The sequence below is a fragment of the Bradyrhizobium sp. 63_E2_N1_3 genome (genome assembly GCF_052076005.1).
GTDB classification, from domain to species: domain Bacteria; phylum Pseudomonadota; class Alphaproteobacteria; order Rhizobiales; family Xanthobacteraceae; genus Bradyrhizobium; species Bradyrhizobium barranii.
This window is the reverse complement of sequence record NZ_CP197235.1, coordinates 5,455,907-5,481,747: the sequence shown is the minus strand read 5'-3', so window position 1 is coordinate 5,481,747 and position 25,841 is coordinate 5,455,907. Positions and strand designations below refer to the sequence as shown.

Below are 25,841 nucleotides of genomic sequence, written 5' to 3'. Positions count from 1 at the left end.
AGATGCCGTCAGCCATCTTCCGGAAGCGGGGCATTTGTTGACGGTTGGGGTTGGCCATGGCTGAGCCGGCGAAGCTTGTCAGCACGATATCGGACACCGTGCCCGTCATTCCCGGCCTGGTCTGGGCGTTCCGGCTGCACGGCGACGGCAGTGCCGAGGCGCTGCCGATCGACCAGCCGATCGAGTTCAGCCATGACGGCCGGCTCTGGCTGCATTTCAACCTGACCGATACGCGCGCACGGCCCTGGATCGCGGCGTCACAGCTGCCGCCGCTCGCGCGTGACCTCCTGCTGTCCAACGACACTTTCCAGCAGCTTCACGTCATCGACCATTGCGTCTACGGCGTCTTCTCCGATCTCGTGCGCGACATCGACAGCGCGACGGAGGAGACCGCGTTCCTGCGTTTCGCCATGACCGAGCATCTTCTCGTCAGCGGCCGGCATCAGGCGCTGTGCTCGGCCGATGCGACGCGCCGCGTGCTCGAAGGCGGCTACCGCGTCGACAACGTCGCCCATCTCCTGGAAAAGATCGTCGACGAGGTCGCCGATACGCTGGACCGGATGGCGGACAAGCTCGGCCAGGAGATCGACGACATCGAGGAACGGATTTTGGCCGACGACGCCAAGCCGGAGATGCGCCGCAATCTCGGCCGGCTGCGCCGGACCTGCGTCAGGTTGCATCGCCAGCTCACCGGCCTGCGCGTGCTGTTCCACCGCCTCGATCAGAAGAACACCGATCATCTCGCGCCGGCCTTGCGCATTCACGCCGGCAAGCTGGCGCAGCGGCTGGACGGGCTCGATCACGACATCGTCGAGCTCCGCGAACGCAGCCGCCTGCTCGAGGAGGAGCTGCGCTTCAAGAACGAGGAGGAGAGCAACCACCACCTCCACACGCTCTCCATCGTGACCTCGCTGCTGCTGCCGCCGACCCTGATCACCGGCATCTTCGGCATGAACACCAAGGGCCTGCCGCTCACCGACGTCGAGAGCGGATTTCTCTGGGCGGCGCTCCTGATGGCCTCGTCGGTCGGCGCGGCCTATCTGTTCATGCGGCGCACGGGTATCTTCAGGTAGCGTACGCAGCCGGTATCAGCCGTGATCGGGACGTCCCACAGATTTCCGCTGCGAAATGCGGCCGCGATCGTGCTGGCCTCGACGGTGGCGAGCACCGGCGCGCTCGCCGGCGCCAAGGACGAAAGCGCGGCCGAATGGCTGGCGCCGAAATGGTTCAACGAATGGCATGACGGGCTTGCCAACAAGGGCCTGAACTTCGGCGCCACCTATATCGCCGACAACATCGCCAACGTCTCCGGCGGCGTGAAGCGCGGCGCCATCCATTTCGGGCGCCTCGATCTCTCGGTCGATGCCGATCTCGACAAGCTCGTCGGCTGGGCCGGCGGCCGCTTCTACGCCAATGCGTTCGTGATCTACGGCCAGGGGCTGAGCCGCAACTACGTGATGAACCTCGCCACCATCAGCGAGATCGAGGCATTGCCGGACCAGCGGCTCTACAACGCCTATTTCGAGCAGAGCTTCTTTGGCGACCGCCTGAACATCAGGGCCGGCCAGCAGGCCGCCGACGTCGAGTTCTTCGACAGCCAGACCGACGACCTCTTCATCAACGGCACCTTCGGCTGGCCCGCGATCAAGGCGAGCAACCTTCCGGCCGGCGGCCCGGCACCGCCGATCGCTGTGCCCGGTATCCGCATCAAGGCGGCGCTGACGGACAACATCACCGCGTTCGGTGCGGTGTTCAACGGCGATCCGTCGGGTCCGGGCGATCAGGATCCGCAGCTGCGCGACCATCATGGCCTGGCGTTCCGGGTCAACGATCCGCCGTGGGTGATCGGGCAGGTCCGCTTCAACTACGACATCGATATCGGCGGCCGGCCGCTCGCCGGCAATTTCACGCCGGGCGCCTGGAAGCATTACGGCTCGTTCGACAGCCAGCGTTTTACGGCCGAGGGGCTCTCGATCGCCGATCCCGGCGGAAGCGGTGTGCCTGCAAGACTTCGCGGCAATTACGGTATCTTCGCTGTCATCGAGCAGGTGCTCTATCGCCCGCCGGAGGTGAAGGACAACACCACGTCAGCCTCGCTTCCGGGCGTCACCGCGTTCGGCCGCATTGCCTACAGCCCGCCGGACCGCAATCTGATCGACCTTTATGTGGACGGCGGCATCGGTTTCGTGGGCTTCACGCCAGGCCGTCCGCTCGATCGCTTCGGCGTGGCGATGGCCTATATGCGGATTTCGAACACCGCGCGCAATCTTGACATTGATACGCAGGCTTTCACCGGCATCCAGAGTCCGGTGCGCAGCAACGAGACGCTGATCGAGATGATCTACGAGGCGCATATCAAGCCGGGCTGGCTGATCGCGCCTTACTTCCAATACGTGTTCCGGCCCTCCGGCGGCATCCCCAATCCGAACGATCCGACCGGCGTTTCGCGGATCGGTGACGCCGCAGTGTTCGGCGTCACCACCACGATCAGGTACTAGGCCATCGCCGGCTTCGGCTCGGCCTTCGGTTGCCGCGACAGCGCCAGAACGATCAGCGAGGCGAACACGCAGAGCGCGCCGGCGATGAAGAACGCGGGCAGGTAGCTCTCATAGACCGTCCGCGAGAAGCCGGCACCGAACGCCGCAGTGCCTGCGCCGAGCTGATGGCCGGCAAAGATCCAGCCGAACACCAGATTGGCGCGCTCGGGCCCGAACTTCTGCGCGGTGAGCCGCACGGTCGGCGGCACCGTGGCGATCCAGTCGAGGCCGTAGAACATCGCGAAGATCGACAGCCCGTAGAACGAGAAGTCGCTGAACGGCAGGAAGATCAGCGAGAGCCCGCGCAGGCCGTAGTACCAGAACAGGAGGTAGCGGTTGTCGTAGCGGTCCGACAGCCAGCCCGACATGATCGTGCCGAAGAAATCGAAGATGCCCATCGCGGCGAGCAGGCCTGCGGCCTGCACCTGCGGAATCCCGAAATCGAGGCACATCGGGATCAGGTGCACCTGGACGAGGCCGTTGGTCGACGCGCCGCAGACGAAGAAGGTCGCAAACAGGATCCAGAACGCGCGCGACTTCGAGGCGTCGCGCAGCGTGCCGAGTGCCACGCCGGTGATCGAACCATGGCTGACCGGAGGGGCCGGCAGGGGCTCGGTGCCTTCGTCGCCGAATGGGCGCAGGCCCACATCGCTCGGCCGGTCGCGCATCGCAAGGAGAACCGCCACGGCGGAGACGCCGAGCGCGATGCAGACGAAGCCGAGCGCGAGCCGCCAGCCGTAACGTTCGGTCAGGCTTGCGAGCAGCGGCAGGAATACGAGCTGGCCGGTGGCGACGCTCGCGGTCATGATGCCGACGACGAGGCCGCGCCGCGCGGCGAACCAGCGCGTCGCTATGGTGGCGCCCAGCACCAGCGCGGTCATGCCGGTGCCGATGCCGATCACGACGCCCCACAGCAACACGAGCTGCCAGACTTGCGTCATGCCGAGCGAAGCCACAAGCGCGGAAACGACGATGAGCTGGGCGGCCAGCGTGACGTTGCGCAGGCCGTAGCGGTTGAGCAGGGCGGCCGCGAACGGCGCCATCAGCCCGAACAGGATGAAGCGGATCGACAGCGCGGAGGAAATCTGCGCCGTGCTCCAGCCGAACTCCTGCTGAAGCGGGACGATGAACACGCCGGGCGCGCCGACCGTGCCGGCGCTGATCAGCGCGGTGAGGAAGGTCACGCCGACCATCACCCAGCCGTAGTGGATATTGCGGCGGCCGAGTGTCGCCGCGAGCCAGTTCGAGATCATTGGGCCTCAATGTTTGATGGGCAGGCTTTGAGACACCTGCACGAGCTTGTAGAATGGCACGGGACGCGTCTGTCGAAAATGACAGAGTTCCCTCATTTTCGGACGTATCTAGGTCAGTGCGTCAGACGCTCCACGGCGATGGCCGTGGCTTCACCGCCGCCAATGCAGAGTGCCGCAACGCCGCGCTTGAGGTTTTGCGCCTCGAGCGCGTGCAGCAGCGTCACAATCAGCCGCGCGCCGGTGGCACCGATGGGATGGCCAAGCGCGCAGGCGCCGCCGTTGATGTTCAGCTTCTCGCGCGGGATGCCGAGGTCGCGCTGCGCCGCCATCGCCACCACGGCGAAGGCCTCGTTGATCTCGAACAGGTCGACATCGCCGGCGCTCCAGCCGACCTTGTCGAGCAGCTTGCGGATCGCCGGGATCGGAGCCGTCGTGAACCATTGCGGCTCCTGGCTGTGGGTGGCGTGGCCCTTGATCTCGGCGATTGCCGGCAGGCCGTTGCGATCAGCCAGCGAGCGCTTCGTCAGCACCAGCGCCGCGGCGCCGTCGGCATTGGCGGAGGAGGCGGCCGGCGTGATGGTGCCGTTGGCGCGGAACGCCGGCTTCAATCCGGGGATTTTCGCAGGATCGACCTTCAGCGGATGCTCGTCATTGGCGACGATGCGAGGGCCTGCTTTCTCGGTCAGCGTGATCGGCGCGATCTCGGCCTTGAACGCGCCGCTCTCGACCGCCTTGCGCGCACGGCTCAGCGTCTCCATCGCATAGGCATCCTGGTCCTTGCGGGTGAACTGATAGGCTTCCGCGGTGGCCTCGCCGAAATCGCCCATGGAACGGCCGGTCTCGTAGGCATCCTCCAGCCCGTCCATCATCATGTGGTCGATGATGCGGTCGTGCCCGGCGCGGTAGCCACCGCGGGCCTTGGCGAGCAGATAGGGCGCGTTGCTCATGCTCTCCATGCCGCCAGAGACGACGATCTCGGCCGAGCCGGCGCGGATGATGTCGTGCGCCAGCATGGTCGCCTTCATGCCGGAGCCGCAGACCTTGTTGACCGTGGTCGCGCCCGTGGCGTCGGGCAGACCGGCGCTACGTGCCGCCTGTCGCGCCGGCGCCTGGCCTTGTCCGGCCGGCAGCACGCAGCCCATGAAAACTTCATCCACCTTCTCGGGCGCAAGCTTGGCGCGCTCCAGCGCGGCGTTGATCACATGCGATCCGAGCTTGTGTGCCGCCAGCGGCAACAGCTCGCCCATGAAGCGGCCGAGCGGGGTGCGGGCGGCGGAGACGATGACGACGGGATCGGCGGCTTCGGCCATGATGAAACTCCCAGCGATGACGGAAAAGATTATGATCATCATATGATGCGGCGCAAAAAATGCAACCGCAGCCGGCATGAGAAATTGTCGTGGTTCGGATGAGATTTGGTCGTTCGATTGGAGGGGGTGACGTGACTGTCGCGGACTTTGGCGTGGCGGTCGCTCCGCACGGCACTGTCATCGCCCGACTTGATCGGGCGATCTAGTATTCCAGAGGCGGTGGTGATCGAACCGATGAGCCGCGGCGTACTGGATGCCCCGGTCAAGCCGGGGCATGACACCGTCAGTGTGGAGGCAGCCTACCGCTTCCTGTTTACGAAAGCCTGCATCAGCCGCGTCGGCTCGTCCGACAGGAACGACTCGCCGAACACCTTGACGCTGAGATTTACCGACTCCGTCAGCGGCAGTTCCTCCCATTGCCGCAGCAGCGCCTTTTGCGAGCGCAGCGCCTCGGGGCCGCATTCGAGCAGCGCCTTCACGACGTGTTCGACCTCGGCATCCAATCCACCCTCCGGCGCGACCTTGTCCACCAGTCCCCAGGCCAGCGCCGTCGGCGCGTCGATGTTCTCCGCCGTCATCACCAGCCAGCGGGCGCGGGCCCAGCCGATCAGGCGCGGAAGCAGGGCGGCGTGGATCACCGAGGGGATGCCGACGCGGACCTCCGGCATGCCGAAATGCGCATCGTGTGCAGCGATTCTGAAATCGCAGGCGGCGGCGACTTCGAGGCCACCGCCGAGGCACCAGCCCGGCATCCGCGCGATCACGGGGGCCGGGAATTGGCGCACGGCCTCGCAGAGATCGCCCAGGCGGCTGATGAAGGCTTCGGCCGACTTCTGGTCGAGCTTGGCCATCTCCTTGATGTCGGCTCCGCCGATCATGCTCTTCTCGCTCTGGCCGCGCAGCACCACGACGCGGATGCTGCGGTCAGTCGCGAGGGTCTGCAGGCCTTCGCGCACGGCATCGGTGACGGGCGAGCCCAGAATGTTGAGCGGGCCGGCGTTGCAGATCGCGACATGGACGACGCCGCGCGCATCGCGCGTCACGCCGCAGTGATTGTTGAGCATTTCCATCGGAGCATCTCGGAGTTTCGTGGACATGCGCGAGGCGCGCGGGTCGGGATCACTTCGGTGCCGAAACGCCCTGCTTGTCAAGCGGGTGGGGGACGGAGTTGCCATGGCGAAGTTCGTGACATAGTATGACATACATCATACAAAGAGGCCGCCATGACCTGTAACGATCAACTCGACCTGTTTTCGCCCGCGCAGCGGCGTGAGCGCGTGGTGGACTGGCAGGTGCCTGCGCCGGTTGCAAAAGTAGCGATGGGGCTTTCAGGCATGGACGCGATGCTGGGAATCCGCGACGGCCGGTTGCCGCCGCCGCCCTTCGCAAAATTGATCGGTTTCACCATGGCCGTGGTCGAGCCGGGCCGGATCGTGATGGAACTTGAGCCGCGCGAGGATCTCGAAAATACCATTGGCCTCCTGCACGGCGCGACCGCCGCGGCGCTGATTGATACCGCCATGGGCTGCGCGATCTCGACGCGGCTGGAGGCCGGGCAGTCGTCAGTGACGCTCGACCTGAAAATGACGTTCCTGCGCCCGCTGTCGGTCCGTTCCGGGCTGATCTCGGCCGAAGGCAAGATCATCAAGCTGGGACGCCAGACCAGCTACACCGAGGGCTTTGTCCGCGACGGCAAGGGTGCGCTCGCAGTCCATGCAACTGCAACCTTTTCCATGATCGGCGCGACAACTTAACATGAATTAATGCACCGCCTGGTCCATTTCTGTGTTATGAGATGATCTCCGACATTCAATGAGACCCGCATGCGCTATTCCCGGGAACACAAGCAGGAAACCCACGACCGAATCGTGAAGAAGGCCTCCGTGCGGCTGCGCGAAAAGGGCGCTCACGGCATCGGCGTCGCCGACCTCATGAAGGAGGCGGGCCTGACCCATGGCGGCTTCTACGCGCATTTCGACTCGCGCGAGGCGCTGGTGATCGAGGCCTTTGCCTACGCCATGGACCGCTCGATGGAGCACTGGCGCAAGCAGTCCGATCAGGTCGCGCCCGAAAAGCAACTGACCCAGATCGTCGAGACCTATCTTTCGGCGCTGCATCGGGACAATCCCGGCCACGGCTGCTCGATTCCCGCGCTCGGCGCCGAGATCGCCCGCGAGAGCCCGAAGACGCGCAAGGCCTTTGCCGGAAAGCTCGACGAGATGGTCGAGATGATGACCGATTTCATCCCCAACCTGCCGCGCAAGGCCGCGCGCAAGCAGGCCATCGCGACATTGGCTACGATGGCCGGCACCATGCTGCTGGCGCGCATCGCAGGATCCAGCGAACTGTCGGACGAGGTGCTGAAGGCCGGCAAGGACAGCGCGCTCGATGGCGCGAAGCGCGAGCCGAAGGTGACGGCGGCGAAGAAGGCGAAGCAGAGCTGAGATGCGGTAGGGTGGGCAAAGGCGCTCTTGCGCCGTGCCCACCATCTGTCCACGCCTGCAACAGATATGGTGGGCACGCTTTCGCTTTGCCCACCCTAGGAGACCGTCGTTACCCCCGCAAACAACGCCCGCTCGCGCTCCACGATCTCGCCGATGTAGTCGGCCACCGCGCGGATCCGCGCCAGATCCTTGCTGTCCGCGTGCATCAGCATCCAGAACGTCCGCGTGATCGATATCTCCTCCGGCAGAACCGCCACCAGCTGCGGGTAGTCGCTCGCCATGAAGTGTGGCAGCACGGCGATGCCGAAGCCCGCGAGTGTGGAATTGAGCTGCGCGATCAGATTGGCGCTACGGAAGCGCGCCGAAATCCGCGGCGATACCTGCGGGAGGTAGTCGAGTTCGGGCGTGAACAGCAGCTCCTCGATGTAGCCGACGAAGCGATGCTGCGGCAGATCCTGCCGCGAGGTGATCTTCGGGAAACGGTCGAGATAGGCCGGCGCCGCATAAAGCCCGAGCCGGTAGTCCAGGAGCTTGCGGCCGACGATGCGGCCTTCCTTCGGCATGGTCAGGCTGATCGCGATATCCGCTTCGCGCTTGGAGAGACTGAACAGCCGCGCGGTGGCCACAAGTTGCAGATCGAGGTCGGGATAGCGGTCGGCGAATGGCGCCAGCCGCGGCGCCAGGAAGGCGGTGCCGAAGCCGTCGGGCGCGCCGATCCGCACCGTTCCGGTCAGCCGTGCCACCGAGCCGCCGACCTGCTCCTGGTTGGCGACGATGGTCGATTCCATGGCTTCCGCGCTGTCGGCGACGCGCTGGCCGGCCTCGGTGAGGAGATAGCCGGTCTTGCGCCGGTCAAACAGCTTTGCCGAGAGGTGTCTCTCCAGCCGGTCGACGCGGCGGATCACGGTGGCGTGGTCGACCCCGAGCTGTTTAGCCGCAGCCGAAACCGAGCCGCCCCGCACGATGGCCAGCACGAAGCGGAAGTCGTCCCAGTCGATGCTACCTTGATCCAGCATTTTCGCACATCTATGGTGCATTATCTCAGACTTGAATCCTATAAAATGCAGGTCGATAGGATTTGTCAAAGCGTTCACGCTCGACCTCAGGAGATCATTCCATGCGTTCAATCGGACATTTCATCGGTGGCAAGGAGGTCAAGGGCACCTCGGGCCGCACTGCCGACGTTTTCGAGCCGATGACCGGCGACGTCCAGGCCAAGGTGGCGCTGGCGTCCAAGGCCGAGGTCCGCGCCGCGGTCGAGAACGCCCGTGCCGCCCAGCCGGAATGGGCCGCGACCAACCCGCAGCGCCGGGCCCGCGTCATGATGAAATTCGTCGAGCTGGTGCAGCGCGACTACGACAAGCTCGCCGAGCTGCTCGCGCGTGAGCATGGCAAGACCGTGCCGGATGCCAAGGGCGACATTCAGCGCGGCCTCGAAGTCGCGGAGTTCGCCTGCGGCATCCCGCATCTGATGAAGGGCGAATATACCGAAGGCGCCGGCCCCGGGATCGACATCTATTCCATGCGCCAGCCGCTCGGCGTCGTTGCGGGCATTACGCCGTTCAACTTCCCGGCGATGATCCCGATGTGGAAGTTTGCCCCTGCCATCGCCTGCGGCAACGCCTTCATCCTGAAGCCGTCCGAGCGCGACCCCGGCGTGCCGATGATGCTCGCCGAGCTGATGATCGAGGCGGGCCTGCCGGCTGGCATCCTCAACGTCGTCAACGGCGACAAGGAAGCTGTCGACGCCATCCTCGACGATCCCGATATCAAGGCCATCGGCTTCGTCGGCTCCACGCCGATCGCGCAATACATCTATGAGCGCGCAGCCCAGACCGGCAAGCGCTGCCAGTGTTTCGGCGGGGCCAAGAACCACGCCATCATCATGCCCGACGCTGACATGGACCAGGCGGTCGACGCGCTGATCGGTGCAGGCTACGGCTCGGCCGGCGAGCGTTGCATGGCCGTGTCGGTCGCGGTCCCCGTCGGCAAGTCCACCGCCGACCGGCTGATGGAAAAGCTGATCCCGCGCGTCGAGTCGCTCAAGATCGGTACCTCGATCGATCCGTCGGCGGACTACGGTCCGCTGGTGACGCGCGAGGCGGTCGAGAAGGTCAAGAGCTACATCGACATCGGCATCAAGGAAGGCGCGACGCTCGCCGTCGACGGCCGCGGCTTCAAGATGCAGGGCTACGAGAAGGGCTTCTATCTCGGCGGTTCGCTGTTCGACAACGTCACCAAGGACATGCGGATCTACAAGGAAGAAATCTTTGGGCCCGTGCTCTCGGTCGTGCGCGCGCACGACTACAAGGAAGCGCTGGCGTTGCCGTCGGATCATGACTACGGCAACGGCGTCGCCATCTTCACCCGCGACGGCGACGCCGCGCGCGACTTCGCGGCCAAGGTCAATGTCGGCATGGTCGGCGTCAACGTGCCGATCCCGGTGCCGATCGCCTACTACACCTTCGGCGGCTGGAAGAAGTCGGGCTTCGGCGATCTCAACCAGCACGGCCCGGACTCGGTGCGCTTCTACACCAAGACCAAGACGGTGACCTCGCGCTGGCCGTCCGGCGTCAAGGAAGGTGCGGAGTTCTCGATCCCGCTGATGAAGTAACCCTCTCAAGAGCGAGGCCGGGGATGCAGTTCGCTCTGAACGAGGATCAGGTCGCGGTTCGCGACATGGCGTTGGCGTTTGCGGCCGAGAAGATCGCGCCGCACGCGCTGCGCTGGGACGAGGAAAAGCATTTCCCCGTCGACGTGATGCGTGAGGCGGCGACCCTCGGCATGGGCGGCATCTACATCCGCGAGGATGTCGGCGGTTCCGCCATGACGCGGTTCGACGCGGCGCTGATCTTCGAGGCGCTGGCAACGGGCTGTCCGACCACCTCGGCCTTCATCTCCATCCACAACATGGCGTCCTGGATGATCGATGCCTTCGGCAGCGACACCCAGCGCCACAAATGGTTGCCGAAACTCTGCTCGATGGAGCTGATCGCGAGCTACTGCCTGACCGAGCCGGGCGCCGGCTCCGATGCGGCAGCGCTGCGCACCCGTGCCGTGCGTGACGGCGATCATTACGTCCTCAACGGCCAGAAGCAGTTCATCTCCGGCGCCGGCGGCACGGATCTTCTTGTCGCCATGGTCCGAACCGGCGGTGACGGTGCCGGCGGCGTCTCGACCCTCGTGATCGACGGCAACACGCCCGGCGTCTCCTACGGCGCCAATGAGCGCAAAATGGGCTGGAATGCGCAGCCGACCCGCGCCGTGATGTTCGAGAACGCGCGCGTGCCGGTCGCCAACCGCCTCGGCGAGGAGGGCATCGGCTTCAAGATCGCGATGGCCGGCCTCGACGGCGGCCGCCTCAACATCACCGCATGCTCGCTCGGCGGCGCGCAGACCGCGCTCGACAAGGCGCGCACCTACATGAAGGAGCGCAAGGCTTTTGGAAAACGTCTCGACGAATTCCAGGCATTGCAATTCCGTCTCGCCGACATGGCGATCGAGCTCGAGGCCGCGCGCACCTTCCTGTGGCGCGCAGCGGCGGCGCTCGACCGCAAGGACCCCGATGCCACCATGCTCTGCGCCATGGCAAAGCGCTTCGGCACCGACGTCGGCTTCGAGGTCGCCAACCAGGCGCTCCAGCTCCATGGCGGCTACGGCTATCTCAGCGAATACGGTATCGAGAAGATCGTGCGCGATCTGCGCGTGCACCAGATCCTCGAAGGCACCAATGAAATCATGCGGCTCATCGTGGCGCGCAAATTGATCGAGGGCGCGCGATGAGTTCAGTGGAGGAGGGCGATCTGGTCGCCCGCGTCGAGGGCGCAGCCGGGGTGATCCGGCTCAACCGCCCCAAGGCCATCAATGCCGTGACGCTGGAGATGTTTCGGGACATCGAGACCGCGCTTGACCGCTTCGAGACTGATCCGGCCGTCGCCGTGATCCTGCTGGAGGGGGCCGGCGAGCGCGGCCTCTGTGCCGGCGGCGACATCCGCACGCTCTGGGAAAGCTCGAAGGTCAATGGTGACCTCGGCAAGATCCTGTGGCGTGAGGAGTACATCCTCAACGCCCGGATCAAGAAGTTTCCGAAACCGTATGTCGCGTTCATGGACGGCATCGTGATGGGCGGTGGCGTCGGGCTCTCCGCCCATGCCAGCCACCGCGTCGTCACCGACCGCACCAGGCTCGCGATGCCCGAGGTCGGGCTCGGCTTCTTCCCCGATGTCGGCGGCACCTTTCTGTTGTCGCGCTCGCCGGGCGAGATCGGCACGTATTTCGGCCTGACCGGCCAGACCATGAACGGGCCCGATGCAATCCATGCGAAGTTCGCCGATGCTGTCGTGCCGGCGGTGAAATTGCCGGAACTGCGCGAGGCTCTGACAAGGACTCGTTCCGGGGCGACCGCAGCCGACGTGAGCAAGCTCATCAACGGTTTTGCGACCGGGGAGACCGCGGGGCCGGTCGCCGCGAAAGAGCCTGTTATCGACGCGTTGTTCGGCTTCGACCGCATGGAGGACATCGTCGCTGCGCTCAAGCGCGACGGGTCGGAGTTCGCGCAGTCGACGCTGAAGACGCTCAACGAAAAATCGCCGCGCGGCATGGTGGTGACGTTGAAGCTGCTGCGGCTCGCGCGCACCGCATCGAGCCTGGAAGAGTGCCTGGTGCGCGAATATCGCGCTGCGCTGGAGGTCTTCCGCAGCGACGATTTCCGCGAAGGCGTGCGCGCGGCCGTGATCGACAAGGACCGCAATCCGACCTGGTCGCCGCCGCGCATCGAGGACGTGACGCCGGCGATGATTGCGCCGTATTTCGCCGAGATCGGCGCCGACGAACTGAAGTTCAACTAATCAACGAAACGTCTAGCGGAGGATATCGATATGGCCACGATCGCATTCATCGGTCTCGGCAACATGGGCGGCCCGATGGCGGCCAATCTGGTCAAGGCCGGCCACAAGGTGGTGGCGTTCGATCTCGCGGAGGCCTCGCGCAACCAGGCCAAGGCCGATGGCGCCGCCATCGCTGAGAGCGCGTCGGGTGCGGTGAAGGGCGCCGATGTCGTCGTCACCATGCTGCCGGCTGGCAAGCACGTGCTCGGCGTCTGGAGCGAGGTTGTTCCCGCCATGGCCAAGGGCGCCCTGATCATCGACAGCTCCACCATCGACGTCGAGAGCGCGCGTCAGGCGCATGCGCTGGCGGCCAAGCATGGCGTGCTCTCGGTCGATGCGCCGGTGTCCGGCGGTACGGGTGGTGCCAAGGGCGCGACGCTCACCTTCATGTGCGGCGGCGAGGAGAGCGCGTTTGCGGCGGCAAAGCCCGTGCTGGAGAAGATGGGCAAGAAGATCGTGCATTGCGGCGGTGCCGGCGCCGGGCAGGCGGCAAAGATCTGCAACAACATGATCCTCGGCATTTCCATGATCGCGGTGAGCGAGGCCTTTGCGCTCGGTGAGAAGCTCGGGCTCTCGCATCAGGCGCTGTTCGACGTCGCTTCGACCTCGTCGGGCCAGTGCTGGTCGCTGACGACCTATTGCCCGGTGCCGGGACCGGTGCCGACCTCGCCCGCCAACAACGATTACAAGCCGGGCTTTGCCTCGGCGCTGATGGTGAAGGATCTGACGCTGGCGCAGGACGCCGCCAAGGCCGCGGGAGCGGCCACGCCGCTCGGCAAGCATGCGCAGGAGATCTATCAGTCCTTCGATGCCGCCGGGCAGGGCGGGGTGGATTTTTCCGGAATTATCAAGCACGTTAGGGGGCTAGCCGGGAAAGCCTAATGACGACATTTCAGGACGCGCGCGCGTTTCTGCTTAAACACCGCACGGATTACGAGACAGCGGTCAAAGACTTCCGCTGGCCCGATCCGGTTCCCTTCAATTGGGCGCTCGACTGGTTCGACGAGCTCGCGAAGGATGCGGACGCCAAGGACCGGCCCGCGCTCTGGATCGTCGATGCCGCACAGGACAAGCAAACCAAGCTGTCTTTCGCGGCGCTCTCGCAGCGCTCCAACCAGGTCGCCAACTTCCTGCGCGCGCAGGGTCTGAAGCGCGGCGACCACCTGCTGCTGCTGCTCGGCAATGTGGTGCCGTTGTGGGAGACGATGCTGGCGGCGATGAAGCTCGGCGTCGTCGTGATTCCCGCCACCACGCTGCTCACCGCGGACGAACTGCGCGACCGGCTCGATCGCGGCAAGGCGAAGGCGGTGGTCGCGGCGCAAGACCAGGTCACGAAATTCGCAAGTCTCGGTGCTGAGAATATCGTCCGCATCGTCGTCGGTGCGGCCTCCGATGGCTGGCTTGCCTATGACGAGGCAGCGAAGGCTTCGCAGAGCTTTACGGCTGACGGTCCGACCAATGCCGACGACCCGATGCTGCTCTATTTCACCTCGGGCACCACGGCGAAACCAAAGCTGGTGCTGCACAGCCAGCGCAGTTATCCCGTCGGCCATCTCTCGACCATGTACTGGATCGGGCTGAAGCCGGGCGACGTCCACCTCAACATCTCATCGCCCGGCTGGGCCAAGCACGCCTGGAGCTGCTTCTTCGCGCCGTGGAATGCGGGTGCGACCGTGTTCGTGGTCAACCAGCCGCGCTTCGATGCCAAGGGTCTGCTTGCCACCATCGGCCGCTGCGGCGTCACCACGCTGTGCGCGCCGCCGACGGTGTGGCGGCTGTTCATCCAGGAGAACCTTGCGGCGTTCAAGGTGAGCTTGCGCGAGGTCTGCGGCGCGGGCGAGCCGCTCAATCCGGAAGTGATCGACCAGGTGCAGGCCGCCTGGGGCCTCACCATCCGCGACGGCTACGGCCAGACCGAGACCACCGCGCTGGCCGGCAACTCGCCGGGCCAAAAGATCAAGGTCGGCTCGATGGGCCGGCCGCTGCCGGGCTATCGCGTGCAGGTCAGTGACGCCGACGGCCATCCGGCGAAGGAGGGCGAGGTGGCGCTGGTGCTCGGGGCTGACCGTCCGGCCGGCCTGATGCAGGGCTATCAGGGCGACGACGGCAAGCTCTCGGGCGCGGAAGGCGCACTCTACCGCAGCGGTGACGTCGTGTTCGCAGACGAGGATGGCTATCTCACCTTCGTTGGCCGTTCCGACGACGTGTTCAAATCCTCCGATTATCGCATCAGCCCGTTCGAGCTCGAGAGCGTGCTGCTCGAGCATGAGCTCGTCGCGGAAGCCGCGGTGGTACCGAGCCCGGACCCGATCCGGCTCGCGATCCCCAAGGCCTTTGTGCTGCTGACATCAGGTGCGGAGCGCTCGCCCGAGACCGCGCTCTCGATCTTCAGGCATCTGCACACGCGCCTTGCGCCGTTCAAGCGCATCCGCCGCCTTGAAATCGTCACCGAGCTGCCGAAGACGATCTCGGGCAAGATCCGCCGCGTGCAGCTCAGACGGCTGGAACGCGACGACGACCGCAACGATCCCCTGCGCGGTCGCGAATTCCGGGAAGAGGATTTTCCGGAGCTGCCGAAAACACGGAGTGAGACCTAAGTGAACGAAGTCTGGAAGAAGCCGCCGATTTCCCTCGAAGCCTATCAGGCCATGGTCGGCAAGGAGATCGGCGTGTCGTCGTGGCATCTGGTCGATCAGCCACGCATCGACACCTATGCCGACGTGATCGAGGATCACCAGTTCATCCATGTCGATCCGGAGCGCGCGAAGAAGGAGACCGCCTTCGGCACCACCATCGCCCACGGCTTCCTGACGATGTCGCTGCTGTCGATCATGTCCTACGAGGTGATGCCGGTCATCGCCGGCACCACGATGGGCGTCAATTACGGCTTCGACAAGCTGCGCTTCATCTCGCCGGTGCGCTCGGGCAAGCGCGTCCGCGGCCGTTTCGTGCTAGCGGAAGCCAAGCTGCGCAAGCCCAACGAGTTGCAGTCCCGCACCAACGTCACGGTGGAGATCGAAGGCGAGGACAGGCCGGCGCTGGTCGCCGACTGGCTCGGGTTGATCTATTTCGCGTAGGCCCAAGCCGCCATGGCCGGGCTTGACCCCGCCATCCATCACTGCTCAAAAGCTGACAAATTTTCGCGGGTCTGACCCTCTCCCCTTGTGGGAGAGGGTGCCTCGCGGAACGCGAGGCGGGTGAGGGGTCTCTCTCCGCGAGCGCATCTGTCGAGAGAGACCCCTCATCCGGCGCTTCGCGCCACCTTCTCCCACAAGGGGAGAAGGAAGAAGAGGCAGGAACTGCACATGGCAATCAGGTTCGACGGACGTGTCGCCATCGTCACCGGCGCGGGTAATGGCCTCGGACGCGCGCATGCGCTGGGGCTGGCCAGCCGCGGCGCGAAGGTCGTCGTCAACGATTTCGGCGGCGCGCGTGACGGGAGCGGCGGCTCGTTGTCGCCGGCCGAAGCCGTCGTCGAGGAGATCCGTAAAGCCGGCGGCACCGCGATGGCCGACGGCGCCGACGTCTCGAATTTCGAGCAAGTCACGGCGATGGTCGAGCGCGCCACCAAGGAGTGGGGCAGCGTCGACCTGATGTGCGCCAATGCCGGCATCCTGCGCGACAAGTCGTTCGGCAAGATGGAGGCCGCCGATTTCCAGAAGGTGCTCGACGTGCATCTCGTCGGCACCTTCTATTGCTGCAAGGCGGCCTGGGCCGGCATGCGCGACCGCAATTACGGCCGCATCGTGCTGACGACCTCGTCCTCCGGCCTCTACGGCAATTTCGGCCAGGCCAATTACGGCGCGGCCAAGTCCGGCATGGTCGGCCTGATGAACGTGCTGGCCGAGGAAGGCCGCAAGACCGACATCCGCGTCAACATCATCTCGCCGACCGCGGCGACCCGCATGACGGAAGAGCTGCTGCCGCCACAGGCGCTGCAACTGATGAAGCCGAACGCGATCACGCCCGCTGTCGAATACATGCTGAGCGAGGACGCACCGACCCGCACCATCATGGGCGCCGGTGCCGGCTCCTTCGCCGTGATCAAGATTGTGGAGAGCGAAGGCATCAACCTGCCGGAATCCGACTGGACGCCGGATGCGGTCGCCGCGCATTTCGCCGAGATCAGCGACATGTCGAAGGCCAAGGCGCTGCAGGGCGCGTTCGAGCAGACGCAGAAATACGTGGCGCAGGCCGCGGCACGGGCGGGGATCAAGCTCTGACTGACATCGTCGTCATCGGCGCCGGTCCCGCCGGGCTGATGGCGGCGGAGGTGCTGGCGCAGGGCGGCGCCCGCGTCAGTGTCTACGACGCCATGCCGTCCGCGGGCCGCAAATTCCTGATGGCCGGTCGGGGCGGGCTCAATCTCACCCACAGCGAGCCGCTGCCGGAGTTCATGGCACGCTACCGCGAGGCAGCACCAAGGCTGCGAGCGGCAATCGAGGCGTTTTCCCCTGAGGCGCTACGGGGCTGGAGCGAAGCACTGGGCGAGCCGACCTTTGTCGGCACTAGCGGCCGTGTGTTTCCGAAGGCATTCAAGGCCTCGCCGTTGTTGCGCGCCTGGCTGCGGCGGCTCGATGCCGCGGGGGTACGCTTTGCCTTTCGTCATCGCTGGATCGGCTGGGACGGTGAGGGGCGGTTGCTATTTCGCACCAACGATGGGCAAAGGCCGATCGAAGCCAAAGCCACTGTGCTGGCGCTCGGCGGCGCAAGCTGGCCGCGGCTGGGCTCCGACGGCGGCTGGGCCGATATCCTTGCGTCCAAAGGCGTTGCGATCTCGAAGCTGCGGCCGGCTAATTCCGGCTTCACCGTCGCATGGTCCGACGTGTTCCACGACCGCTTTGAGGGCCAGCCGCTCAAGGGCGTGGCGCTGACGATCGGGGCGCATACAGTCCGCGGCGAAGCCATGATCACGCGCAGCGGCATCGAAGGTGGCGCCATCTACACGTTGTCGGCCGAGCTGCGCGAGGCGGTGCTGGGTCTCGGGCAGGCGACGCTGACGATCGCATTGCGGCCCGAGCTCGACGTCGCCGCGCTGACCACGCGCCTGTCGGGCACGCGCGGCAAGCAATCGCTGGCGAACTTCCTGCGCAAGGCGGCGCAGCTGTCGCCGGTCGGCATCGGCCTGATGCAGGAGGCCGCCATCGCATCCGGCCGGCCGCTGGCGACGTTCTCGCCGGCGGAGCTTGCGAAGCTGATCAACGCTATTCCGGTTCAGCTCACCGGCGTTGCCCCGATCGAGCGCGCCATCTCGACCGCGGGCGGGGTGACCTTCGACGAGCTCGACGAACGCCTGATGCTGCGCGAGCTGCCCGGCGTGTTCGCCGCCGGCGAGATGCTGGACTGGGAGGCGCCGACCGGCGGCTATCTGTTGCAGGCGTCGTTTGCGACGGGGGCGGCGGCCGGAAGGGGCGTGTTGCGATGGCTCGCGTCGTCCTGATCACGACGTGCCGGTCCTGGTCAGAAGATCGGTGAGAAGACCTAGCACACCAAAGCTCGCCGCGACCACGCAGACAGCGGTCCAGCCGCCAAAACTCCAGGCCAGCGAGGCCGCTGCGGAGCCGACGCCGCCGCCGATGAAGAACAGCGCAACGAACAGGCCGTTGATGCGGCCGCGCGCCTCGGGGTGCAGCAGATTGACGGCGCGGCGGCCGAGCGTCTGGTCGGCGGTGATGCCGACGTCGAGCAGGATCGTGCCGAGACTCAATACCAGCAGAGCCGCCATGCGGGACTCCATCGCACCGGCCACGGCGCAGAGCGCGAGCGAGCCGATGATGAGCAGATGCGCCACAAGAAACAGCGGGCGCGCCCAGCCCTTATCGCCCCAGCGGCCAGCGAGCGGTGTCGCCGCGGCGCCTGCGACGCCGATCAGCGCGAAGGCCGCGATGCCCTTGGAGTCGAGGCCGAATGGAGCCTCCGGCAGGCGCAGCGCGACCGCCGACCAGAAGGCGGTGAAGGAGGCCATAACCAGCGATGCGGTCCAGGCCCGCACGCGCAGCACAGGTTCTTCCCGCAGCAGCTTTGGGAACGAACGGAGCAATTCGCCGTAGCCGACGCGGGCTGCCGGTCGCAGCGTCGGCAGATAACGGCCGAGCGCACCCGCGAGGAACGTCATTAGGATGGCTGAGGCGAGATAATAGGCACGCCAGCTCCAGAGATCTGCGATCAGGCTCGCTGCCGGCCGCGACAGCAGGATGCCGATCATCAATCCGCTCATGACCTCACCGATGGCCTGGCCGCGACGCTCGGGCGCCACCATCGAAGCCACGAGCGGAACCATCATCTGGATCGCGGCGCAGGAGGCGCCGAGAATGAACGTGGCGAGCAATAGCAGCGACGGCGTCGGCGCCAGCGCCGTTGCCAGCGCCGCGAAGATCGCGCAGCCGAGCGTGCGCAGGATCAGGCGCCGGTTCTCGATGAGATCGACCAGCGGCACCAGCAACAACAGGCCGAGCGCATAGCCGAGCAGCGTTAGCGTGCTGACGAGGCCAGCCTGCCAGGCGGTCATGACCAGCGACCGGCCGATCAGTCCAACGAGGATCTGCGGCGCGAACAAATTGGTGACGACGACGCCGGTGGTGATGGCGCCGAGCCAGATCAGGGATCGCTCGGCAAGTTGCTTCGGGGATGCGAGCTTGGTGGTTTCGGAGATGGTCATGGGACCTCGCGGGCAGGGTACGGGGTCCCCTTTAAGCGGGGTGACTAATATGCTACAATTCAATTAAGCCTATAAAGAATATGCGAGTTCGTTATGAATACCCATGACCTTGTCGCCTTCGTCGCTGTGGTCGAGACCGGATCAATCGTTGCCGCCTCGACGCGCCTCAATCTCACGCAGCCTGGCGTAACCCGGCGCATCCAAAATCTCGAGGAGATGCTGGGCGCGCAGTTGTTGGACCGCCTGTCGAAACCGTTGAAGCCCACGGCCGCAGGTCGTGAGGCCTATGAGCAGGGCCGGCGCCTTCTTCGGATGCTGGACGACCTCAAGTCAGGCGTCGCCAATGACGGCGTTGTACGCGGCGAGTTCAGGCTCGGCCTCACGCCGTTTCTCTCCGAGTCCGGACTCAGCGCGCCGCTCGACGCGGTGCGTGCCGAATTTCCGGCACTGAGCGTGCGCGTCGTCTCGGGCTGGTCGCCCAACCAAGTCGAGCGGGTCAGCCGCAACGAGCTGGATGCCGCCGCGATCTGCCTGCCTGACGGGGCAACGCCGCCTGCCGATCTCGTCGCCGACGATCTCGGGTCGCAGCCGGTGGTGTTCGTCGTCGCGCGCGACATGAAGATTCCGCGCACCGTCGACCTGGAGCGCCTGTCGCAGCTCTCGTGGGTGATCAACCAGGACGGTTGCGGATTTCGCGACACACTCAAGCGTCGCTTCGATGCAGAGCATTTACCGTTCACCGTCGCTGTGGAGGCGCTGGACAGCGAGCTTCGGCTGTCGCTGGTGTCACGCGGTCTGGGCGTCGGCCTGGTCACGCCGATCGGGCTGAAGCGCAGCGCATTTCGCGACAAGCTCAAGCCGGTCGCTGCGCGGGAGTTCAATCCCGCCGTGCGCGCATGGCTGGTACATCGCCCGCCGGCCGGGCGACTGACTCGCCCGATCAACCTGTTCCGCGACGGACTGGATCGGGAGCTGCAAGCTCTAATTCGCGCCTAGCGCAGCTTCCCGCGCGCCGCCACCGGCAGCGTGCCGATGATCTCCTCGCCGCGCACCATCACGACCTCGTCCATCATGTTGACGACGACGCAGACGTGATTGGGCACGATCCGCACGACGTCGCCGACATTGGGGCGCGTGTTGCTGCGTGAGAGGTCGAGGAAGCCGTGTTCTTCCGCGAAGCGCGCAATTTTGGCCTCGGGGTGCTCCAGGATCAGGCCGTGGCCGTCGAGGCCGCCGGTGTCCGTCGTCAGCGTCTTGGAGCCGGCGTCCAGAATGCCGCGCTCGGGCGCGGCGCGGCTGACGACCGTCGAATAGATGTGCAGCGCGCAATCGTCCCAGGTGGCGGAGCCGGCGGCGACCTGCATGCGGTCATTGTAGATGTAGGTGCCGAAGCGATGCTCGGTGCCGCCCTTGAGCTTGCCGAGATTCTTCAGGTTCGGCGTGCCGCCGGTCGAGACGATCTTGGCGTCCAATCCGTGCGCGCGCACGCCGGCCAGCGCCTCGTCGAAGAATTTCTGCGCGTCGGCCCAACCGGTCTCGGTCGGGTACAGCATGAAGCCGGCGAATTCGAGCCCCTTGGACCCGGCGATCTCGCGGGCCAGCGCAATCGCCTCAGCCGGGGTCTCGACGCCCGCGCGCTTGCGCCCCGTATCGCATTCGACCACGACCGAGAGCGGACGACCCGAGGCTGCGGCTGCCTTGGGCAGGCCGGCGACGACCGTCGAGTTATCGGCAGCGACCGTCATGTTCGCCTTCGCCTGCAGCGCGCCGAGGCGCGCCATCTTCTCTTCGCCGAGCAGATTGTAGCTGATCAGGATGTCGTCGATGCCGGCATTGGCCATGATCTCGGCCTCGCCGAGCTTCTGGCAGGTGATGCCCTTCGCGCCGGCCGCAACCTGCAGCTTGGCGATCGTCGGGTTCTTGTGCGTCTTGATGTGCGGCCGGTTGGCGACACCCGCATCGTCGCAGGCCTTCTGGATCCGTGCGATGTTGCGCTCGACCCGGTCCATGTCGATGACGGCGCAGGGCGTGCCATATTCACGGGCGATTTTGGCGGCGAGGGGAGTGGTCATGAGTTAAGCCTGTTCAATCTCTTCGCGGAGCATTTCCAGTTCGAGCCAGCGCTCTTCGGCGGCGGACAATTCGTCGTGCGCCTTGGCGATGGAGGCGGAGGTGTCGTCGAATTTCTTGCGGTCTTTGGTGTAGAGATTGGGATCATCAAGGAAGCGCTGCAGCTTGGCAATGTCGGCGTGCAGGGTCTCGATCTTCTTCGGCAGCGTTTCCAGCGCGTGCTTCTCGTTGAAGCTCAACCGACGTTTTGCCGTGGCGGGCGGAGCAGCCAGCCGCTCCTCTTTCTTCTCCGCGGGGGCTTGCGCCTTCGTCGTCTCGCGCTTGAGATCGGCACCGCGCTGCGCCAGCATGTCGCTGTAGCCGCCGGCATATTCGGTCCACTTGCCGTTGCCTTCGGGTGCGATCACGGACGTGACGACGCGGTCGAGGAAGTCGCGGTCGTGGCTGATCAGGATCACGGTGCCCTCGTAGTCGCCGAGCATGTCCTCGAGCACGTCGAGCGTCTCGAGGTCGAGATCGTTGGTCGGTTCGTCCAGCACCAGCAGGTTCGAGGGCTTTGCCAGCGCGCGCGCCAGCATCAGCCTGCCGCGCTCACCGCCCGAGAGCACCTCGACAGGCGTGCCGCGCTGCTCCTGGGCGAACAGGAAGTCCTTCATGTAGCCGACCACATGCTTCGGTTTGCCGCCGACCATGATCTGGTCGCCGCGGCCGCCGGTTAGCGCCTCGGCCAGCGTCGACTTGGGATCGAGGCTTTCGCGGTGCTGATCGAGCGTGGCCGTCTCAAGATTGGCGCCGAGCCGCAAGATGCCGGAATCAGGCTCCGCGCCGCCGGTCAGCAGGTTGACCAGCGTGGTCTTGCCGGCGCCGTTCGGTCCGACGATGCCGAGCCGGTCGCCGCGCTGGATGCGGGTGGAAAAATTGTCGACGATCACGCGGTCGCCGAAGGCCTTGGTGATGCCCTTGGCCTCGATCACCAGCTTGCCGGATTGCTCCGCTTCGGACGCAGCGAGACTGGCGGTGCCGGCCGTGCCGCGATAGTTGCGGCGCTGGTCGCGCAGTGCATGCAGATTGCCGAGCCGCTTGACGTTGCGCTTGCGGCGGCCGGAGACGCCGTGGCGCAGCCAGTGCTCCTCGTCGACGATCTTGCGGTCGAGCTTGTGTTGGTCGCGCTCTTCCTCGGCGAGCACCTCGTCGCGCCAGCTCTCGAACGAGGCGAAGCCACGATCGATCTGCTTGATCTTGCCGCGGTCGAGCCATGCGGTCGAGCGCGAGAGATTGGTGAGGAAACGGCGGTCATGGCTGATGATCACCAGCGCGCCGCGGCGGCTGTCGAGCTCCTTTTCCAGCCATTCGATGGTGGAGAGGTCCAGATGGTTGGTCGGCTCGTCCAGCAGCAATATGTCGGGCGAGGGCGCCAGCACGCGTGCCAGCGCGGCACGGCGGGCCTCGCCGCCGGAGACGTTGGCCGGGTTCTCGTTGCCGGTAAGCCCGAGCTGCTCCACGAGGTAGCGTGCCTGGTACGGGTCGTCGCCGGGCGCGAGGCCCGCCTCGACATAGGCGAGCGTGGTCTTGTGGTCGCCGAAGTCAGGCTCCTGCGGCAGATAGCGAACGGTGGCGCCCGGCTGCACGAAGCGCGTGCCGCCGTCGGGCTCGACGAGGCCGGCTGCGATCTTCAGCAGCGTCGACTTGCCGGAGCCGTTGCGGCCGATCAAGCAGACGCGCTCGCTCGGCGCGACGTTGAGCTCGACGCCGCTCAGCAGCGGCGTGCCGCCAAAGGTGAGCTTGATGTCTTTGAGTTGGATCAGGGGCGGCGCCATGACTAGCCTTGATTCAAATTCTGGCTCGTCGCGGCCTGGTCGGCACGGCGGCGCTGGATCCGGCGCAGCGTCTGGTCGAGCGCGGAGAGGAACGCGGAGCGGTCGCGCGGCGCGAACGAGCGTGGGCCGCCGGTGACCTCGCCGGCCGAACGCAGATCCGTCATCAGATTGCGCACCGCCAGCGTCATTCCGATCGACTCTTCCGTGAACGGCTTGCCGTTCGGTGCGATCACGTCGGCGCCCGCTTTCACGCAACGGCTCGCCAGCGGAATGTCCGATGTCACGACGACGTCGCCCGGCTTGGCCCGCTCCGCGATCCAGTCGTCGGCGGCATCCATGCCGGCGCCGGCCGCGATCCGCTCGATCATCGGGTCTTGCGGAACGCGGATGAAGTTGCCGGCGACCACGCTCACGGGCACTCCGTGCCGGAGCGCGACGCGGTAGATCTCGTCCTTCACCGGGCAGGCGTCGGCGTCGACATAGATGCGGGTGGGGGTATCAGTCATTCGCCGCGTGGTACCCCATTCGGGCCGCAAAGGCGAGGGGATTGACCGGTGTTCCCGGGGGCCTACGATCAACCCTGAAACAACAAGAATTCAGGGAAAGGCCCGCCATGCCGAACCGGCTCGAAACCTACCGCGTCGAGGCCTACAACACCGCCAAACAGTCCGAAAACAAGATGCATGACGACACGGTGGCGCGCCGCTTCGGCTTTTCCGGCGGGCTGGTCCCCGGCGTCGATGTCTTCGCCTACATGATGCACGTGCCGGTGGCGCGCTGGGGCCGCGATTTCCTGTCGCGCGGGCTGGTCGAGGCCCGCTTCATCAAGCCGGTCTATGACGGCGAGACCGCCGATGTCGATGCGACCGAGCACAACGGCCTGCTCACGATCGAGGTGTTCAGCCGCACCGAACTCTGTGCCACGGGCACGGCCTCCCTGCCGGTGGCCGCGCCTGTGGTGTCGCTGAACGACTATGTGGCGGTGCCGGTCGTAGCCGAACGCAAGCCGGTCAGCCCAGCGACTTTCGAGACCGGCAAGTGGCTCGGCACGATGCCGCGCCGCTGGGCCGGGCAGGACGCGACCGATTATCTCGCCGACGTCAGGGAAACCGATCCGATTTTTGCGCGCGAGGGGCTCGGCCATCCCGGCTTGATCCAGCGCGTGATGAATCGCGTCCTCGTCGACAACACGATTTTGGGCCCGTGGATCCATGTCGGCAGCCGCATGCAGCTGCTGTCGGCCGCGCGCGCCGGCGACGAGATCACCGCGCGGGCAAAAGTCATCGCGAATTACGAGAAGAAGGGCCACCGCTTCGTCGAGCTCGACGCGCTGGTCGTCGCCAACGGCACGACGCCGCTGGCGCACTGCCAGCATACTGCGATCTACCAGCCGCGCGAGCAGGCGGCGGCCTGAAAGCCAGTTGAGGTCTCCTTGCGCGCCCTCGTTTGTTTTGGAATAGCACTCCTTTTGTCACTCCAGGCGCTTTGCGTCGTGCATGCCGCCGGACCGGTGTCCGATAGTGTGTCGCTCAGCGAGCAGACGACGACGTGGAGCACCGTCAAATTCGCCGTCGATGCGGAGAATGGCTTTGTCAGCGGGTCGCTCGACAAGAGCGTGATCGTCGAACGCAGTTTCAAGTCCTACGTGCTTGAGAATCGATATCTGAGGGTAACGCTCGTGCCCGAATTCGGAGGGCGTATTCTTTCCATGGTCTACAAGCCGACCGGCCACGAGCAGCTCTATCGAACTGAAGTCGGAGTGCCCTACGGCATGAAGGCCGGAAATTTCTACTACGACTGGCTGATGGTGTACGGCGGAATCTTTTCAACGTTCCCGGATGCCGAGCACGGCAAGACGTGGCTGAAGCCGTGGGCTTTCCGGGTGGTGAAGCAGGGCGCCGACGAAGTCACGGTCGTGATGTCGTTCCGGGATGACTTCGACTATTCCGCGCGGCCGAGCAAGTTCAGGGGCGCGACCGGCATCGAGGCGAGCTACTATGTCACGCTGAAGGCCGATCGTGCCGCACTCGATGCGCGCGTGGTGCTGAAGAATCCGAACGACGAGGCTGTCCAATACGAATACTGGACGTGCACGACGCTCGCTCCGGGATCGGAGCCGAAAAATCCCAAGGCAACGGGCGGCGCCGAAATCATCGCGCCGATCCGAACTTTCACGACGCCTGCCTGGTCGGCCAATCTGGCCGACGGCGACGAGAGCGCGGATATGGGCAGGCGGCGCTTCGGAAACCTGCGCTACTTCAAGAACTGGCCAACGATGGGCATCGCCTATGCTGCACCAGATATGCAGGGCGGGAATTTCTGGGGCGTCATCAACCATGACAATGCAGAAGGAATTATTCGCATTGCGGACAATACCCTCACGCGGGGCCTGAAAATGTGGACGTGGGGGTTTCCGTCGTTCACCGGCGAAACCGATGCCCGGAAGGATCCGAACGAGTGGCGGCCGTATGTCGAATTATGGGCGGGCGTGTCAGACCAGTTCTTCCACAGCTCAGATTTTCCCGCACGCAGTGAGGTGTCGATTCCGGAAACCTACAGCCCGACCGTCGGCATGAGCAACGTGACGCATGCGAACGAGAAAATCCTGATCAATTTCTCGGCCGAGGCGTCTCGCGCTGTTCTCGAGTTCTTCAGCGTCGAACCGGCCATCCCGTTGCTTGTCACGTTGAAACAGGGTGACACGGCTCTGTTCAGCGGGGTCGTGAGCGCCGATCCGAACAACGGAAATCGCATTTCGGCAGCGATTGCCGACGGCCGCAGCGGGGAAAAGATACGGCTAACGATCACGACCACGGAGGGAAAGGAGTTGATCGCCGCCGAAACAGCGATCAAGTGATCTCTTTCG

At 65.4% G+C, this 25,841-nt stretch carries 23 protein-coding genes; 15 read left to right on the top strand and 8 right to left on the bottom strand.

Features of this window, described 5'->3' with window-relative positions:
- Positions 1-56 precede the first annotated feature (56 nt).
- Together AB7531_RS26470 and AB7531_RS26465 are read left to right on the top strand one after the other, a co-directional pair.
- Positions 57-1,073: a transporter gene (locus AB7531_RS26470; protein ID WP_231144625.1), complete on the top strand. Its 1,017-nt coding sequence runs from the start codon at positions 57-59 to the stop codon at positions 1,071-1,073.
- A gap of 21 nt (positions 1,074-1,094) precedes the next feature.
- Positions 1,095-2,498, top strand: a complete 1,404-nt coding sequence (locus AB7531_RS26465) for a carbohydrate porin (protein ID WP_063983823.1) — start codon at positions 1,095-1,097, stop codon at positions 2,496-2,498.
- Here the strand turns inward: AB7531_RS26465 and AB7531_RS26460 are convergent.
- The 3 genes from AB7531_RS26460 to AB7531_RS26450 all read right to left on the bottom strand — a co-directional run bounded on the left by AB7531_RS26460 (position 2,495) and on the right by AB7531_RS26450 (position 6,170).
- Positions 2,495-3,790, bottom strand: coding sequence for an MFS transporter (locus AB7531_RS26460; protein ID WP_063983822.1), 1,296 nt, complete (start codon positions 3,788-3,790; stop codon positions 2,495-2,497). The two genes, AB7531_RS26465 and AB7531_RS26460, sit on opposite strands and share 4 nt — an antisense overlap.
- A gap of 113 nt (positions 3,791-3,903) precedes the next feature.
- Positions 3,904-5,100: an acetyl-CoA C-acyltransferase gene (locus AB7531_RS26455; RefSeq protein ID WP_063986435.1), complete on the bottom strand. Its 1,197-nt coding sequence runs from the start codon at positions 5,098-5,100 to the stop codon at positions 3,904-3,906.
- A gap of 299 nt (positions 5,101-5,399) precedes the next feature.
- Positions 5,400-6,170, bottom strand: a complete 771-nt coding sequence (locus AB7531_RS26450) for an enoyl-CoA hydratase (protein ID WP_063983821.1) — start codon at positions 6,168-6,170, stop codon at positions 5,400-5,402.
- 153 nt (positions 6,171-6,323) lie between these two features.
- Here AB7531_RS26450 and AB7531_RS26445 point away from each other — a divergent pair, with 153 nt between their 5' ends.
- Both AB7531_RS26445 and AB7531_RS26440 read left to right on the top strand, forming a co-directional pair.
- A complete protein-coding gene (locus AB7531_RS26445) occupies positions 6,324-6,854 on the top strand; it encodes a PaaI family thioesterase (RefSeq protein WP_063983820.1) in 531 nt (176 codons plus the stop codon).
- 69 nt (positions 6,855-6,923) lie between these two features.
- Positions 6,924-7,544, top strand: coding sequence for a TetR/AcrR family transcriptional regulator (locus AB7531_RS26440; RefSeq protein ID WP_063983819.1), 621 nt, complete (start codon positions 6,924-6,926; stop codon positions 7,542-7,544).
- Positions 7,545-7,639: 95 nt separating this feature from the next.
- On the opposite strand, the gene AB7531_RS26435 is transcribed toward AB7531_RS26440, so the two are convergent.
- Positions 7,640-8,560 carry a LysR family transcriptional regulator gene (locus AB7531_RS26435; RefSeq protein ID WP_063983818.1) on the bottom strand — a complete coding sequence of 307 codons (921 nt, stop codon included), beginning with the start codon at positions 8,558-8,560 and terminating at the stop codon, positions 7,640-7,642.
- 101 nt (positions 8,561-8,661) lie between these two features.
- On the opposite strand from AB7531_RS26435, the gene AB7531_RS26430 reads away from it, so the two are divergent.
- From AB7531_RS26430 to AB7531_RS26395, 8 genes are all read left to right on the top strand, one after another.
- Positions 8,662-10,158 (top strand): CoA-acylating methylmalonate-semialdehyde dehydrogenase, encoded by a 1,497-nt coding sequence (locus AB7531_RS26430; protein ID WP_063983817.1) that lies wholly within the window; start codon positions 8,662-8,664, stop codon positions 10,156-10,158.
- A 23-nt stretch (positions 10,159-10,181) separates the two neighbouring features.
- Entirely contained in the window at positions 10,182-11,327 is a 1,146-nt protein-coding gene (locus tag AB7531_RS26425; protein ID WP_063983816.1) for an isobutyryl-CoA dehydrogenase, read from the top strand.
- Entirely contained in the window at positions 11,324-12,391 is a 1,068-nt protein-coding gene (locus AB7531_RS26420) for an enoyl-CoA hydratase/isomerase family protein (RefSeq protein WP_063983815.1), read from the top strand. The genes AB7531_RS26425 and AB7531_RS26420 overlap by 4 nt, the downstream gene beginning before the upstream one ends.
- A gap of 24 nt (positions 12,392-12,415) precedes the next feature.
- The gene (gene mmsB / locus AB7531_RS26415; RefSeq protein ID WP_256376502.1) at positions 12,416-13,312 is read left to right on the top strand and encodes a 3-hydroxyisobutyrate dehydrogenase; all 897 of its coding nucleotides are present in this window, start codon (positions 12,416-12,418) and stop codon (positions 13,310-13,312) included.
- Positions 13,312-15,027 carry an AMP-binding protein gene (locus tag AB7531_RS26410; RefSeq protein WP_063983813.1) on the top strand — a complete coding sequence of 572 codons (1,716 nt, stop codon included), beginning with the start codon at positions 13,312-13,314 and terminating at the stop codon, positions 15,025-15,027. The genes mmsB and AB7531_RS26410 overlap by 1 nt, the downstream gene beginning before the upstream one ends.
- Positions 15,028-15,507, top strand: a complete 480-nt coding sequence (locus AB7531_RS26405; RefSeq protein WP_063983812.1) for a MaoC family dehydratase — start codon at positions 15,028-15,030, stop codon at positions 15,505-15,507.
- A gap of 228 nt (positions 15,508-15,735) precedes the next feature.
- A complete protein-coding gene (locus AB7531_RS26400; RefSeq protein WP_063983811.1) occupies positions 15,736-16,653 on the top strand; it encodes an SDR family NAD(P)-dependent oxidoreductase in 918 nt (305 codons plus the stop codon).
- Positions 16,650-17,870 carry an NAD(P)/FAD-dependent oxidoreductase gene (locus tag AB7531_RS26395; RefSeq protein WP_084795379.1) on the top strand — a complete coding sequence of 407 codons (1,221 nt, stop codon included), beginning with the start codon at positions 16,650-16,652 and terminating at the stop codon, positions 17,868-17,870. The genes AB7531_RS26400 and AB7531_RS26395 overlap by 4 nt, the downstream gene beginning before the upstream one ends.
- Here AB7531_RS26395 and AB7531_RS26390 read toward each other — a convergent pair whose 3' ends face one another.
- A complete protein-coding gene (locus AB7531_RS26390) occupies positions 17,871-19,088 on the bottom strand; it encodes an MFS transporter (RefSeq protein WP_063983809.1) in 1,218 nt (405 codons plus the stop codon).
- Positions 19,089-19,181: 93 nt separating this feature from the next.
- Here AB7531_RS26390 and AB7531_RS26385 point away from each other — a divergent pair, with 93 nt between their 5' ends.
- On the top strand, positions 19,182-20,084 hold the full coding sequence (locus AB7531_RS26385) for a LysR family transcriptional regulator (protein ID WP_063983808.1): 903 nt from the start codon (positions 19,182-19,184) through the stop codon (positions 20,082-20,084).
- On the opposite strand, the gene AB7531_RS26380 is transcribed toward AB7531_RS26385, so the two are convergent.
- From AB7531_RS26380 to AB7531_RS26370, 3 genes are read right to left on the bottom strand one after another with little or no spacing between them, the layout of a single operon-like run.
- On the bottom strand, positions 20,081-21,160 hold the full coding sequence (locus AB7531_RS26380; protein WP_063983807.1) for a D-TA family PLP-dependent enzyme: 1,080 nt from the start codon (positions 21,158-21,160) through the stop codon (positions 20,081-20,083). The two genes, AB7531_RS26385 and AB7531_RS26380, sit on opposite strands and share 4 nt — an antisense overlap.
- Before the next feature lie 3 nt (positions 21,161-21,163).
- Complete coding sequence (locus tag AB7531_RS26375) at positions 21,164-22,975, bottom strand: ABC-F family ATP-binding cassette domain-containing protein (RefSeq protein ID WP_063983806.1); 1,812 nt, start codon at positions 22,973-22,975, stop codon at positions 21,164-21,166.
- 2 nt (positions 22,976-22,977) lie between these two features.
- Positions 22,978-23,481, bottom strand: coding sequence for a YaiI/YqxD family protein (locus AB7531_RS26370; protein ID WP_063983805.1), 504 nt, complete (start codon positions 23,479-23,481; stop codon positions 22,978-22,980).
- 107 nt (positions 23,482-23,588) lie between these two features.
- On the opposite strand from AB7531_RS26370, the gene AB7531_RS26365 reads away from it, so the two are divergent.
- Together AB7531_RS26365 and AB7531_RS26360 are read left to right on the top strand one after the other, a co-directional pair.
- Positions 23,589-24,389 (top strand): hypothetical protein, encoded by an 801-nt coding sequence (locus tag AB7531_RS26365; protein ID WP_063983804.1) that lies wholly within the window; start codon positions 23,589-23,591, stop codon positions 24,387-24,389.
- Between the two features lie 18 nt (positions 24,390-24,407).
- A complete protein-coding gene (locus AB7531_RS26360; RefSeq protein ID WP_283018671.1) occupies positions 24,408-25,832 on the top strand; it encodes a DUF5107 domain-containing protein in 1,425 nt (474 codons plus the stop codon).
- Positions 25,833-25,841: the final 9 nt, after the last annotated feature.

Excerpts from the sequence above, each read along its gene's own strand:
- AB7531_RS26455 (WP_063986435.1), bottom strand. The coding sequence starts at position 5,100 with ATGGCCGAAGCCGCCGATCCCGTCGTCATCGTCTCCGCCGCCCGCACC.
- AB7531_RS26390 (WP_063983809.1), bottom strand. The coding sequence starts at position 19,088 with ATGACCATCTCCGAAACCACCAAGCTCGCATCCCCGAAGCAACTTGCC.
- AB7531_RS26450 (WP_063983821.1), bottom strand. The coding sequence starts at position 6,170 with ATGGAAATGCTCAACAATCACTGCGGCGTGACGCGCGATGCGCGCGGC.
- AB7531_RS26435 (WP_063983818.1), bottom strand. The coding sequence starts at position 8,560 with ATGCTGGATCAAGGTAGCATCGACTGGGACGACTTCCGCTTCGTGCTG.
- AB7531_RS26440 (WP_063983819.1), top strand. The coding sequence starts at position 6,924 with ATGCGCTATTCCCGGGAACACAAGCAGGAAACCCACGACCGAATCGTG.
- AB7531_RS26385 (WP_063983808.1), top strand. The coding sequence starts at position 19,182 with ATGAATACCCATGACCTTGTCGCCTTCGTCGCTGTGGTCGAGACCGGA.
- AB7531_RS26375 (WP_063983806.1), bottom strand. The coding sequence starts at position 22,975 with ATGGCGCCGCCCCTGATCCAACTCAAAGACATCAAGCTCACCTTTGGC.
- AB7531_RS26410 (WP_063983813.1), top strand. The coding sequence starts at position 13,312 with ATGACGACATTTCAGGACGCGCGCGCGTTTCTGCTTAAACACCGCACG.
- AB7531_RS26445 (WP_063983820.1), top strand. The coding sequence starts at position 6,324 with ATGACCTGTAACGATCAACTCGACCTGTTTTCGCCCGCGCAGCGGCGT.
- AB7531_RS26400 (WP_063983811.1), top strand. The coding sequence starts at position 15,736 with ATGGCAATCAGGTTCGACGGACGTGTCGCCATCGTCACCGGCGCGGGT.
- AB7531_RS26470 (WP_231144625.1), top strand. The coding sequence starts at position 57 with ATGGCTGAGCCGGCGAAGCTTGTCAGCACGATATCGGACACCGTGCCC.
- AB7531_RS26420 (WP_063983815.1), top strand. The coding sequence starts at position 11,324 with ATGAGTTCAGTGGAGGAGGGCGATCTGGTCGCCCGCGTCGAGGGCGCA.
- AB7531_RS26365 (WP_063983804.1), top strand. The coding sequence starts at position 23,589 with ATGCCGAACCGGCTCGAAACCTACCGCGTCGAGGCCTACAACACCGCC.
- AB7531_RS26430 (WP_063983817.1), top strand. The coding sequence starts at position 8,662 with ATGCGTTCAATCGGACATTTCATCGGTGGCAAGGAGGTCAAGGGCACC.
- AB7531_RS26370 (WP_063983805.1), bottom strand. The coding sequence starts at position 23,481 with ATGACTGATACCCCCACCCGCATCTATGTCGACGCCGACGCCTGCCCG.
- AB7531_RS26380 (WP_063983807.1), bottom strand. The coding sequence starts at position 21,160 with ATGACCACTCCCCTCGCCGCCAAAATCGCCCGTGAATATGGCACGCCC.
- AB7531_RS26460 (WP_063983822.1), bottom strand. The coding sequence starts at position 3,790 with ATGATCTCGAACTGGCTCGCGGCGACACTCGGCCGCCGCAATATCCAC.
- AB7531_RS26425 (WP_063983816.1), top strand. The coding sequence starts at position 10,182 with ATGCAGTTCGCTCTGAACGAGGATCAGGTCGCGGTTCGCGACATGGCG.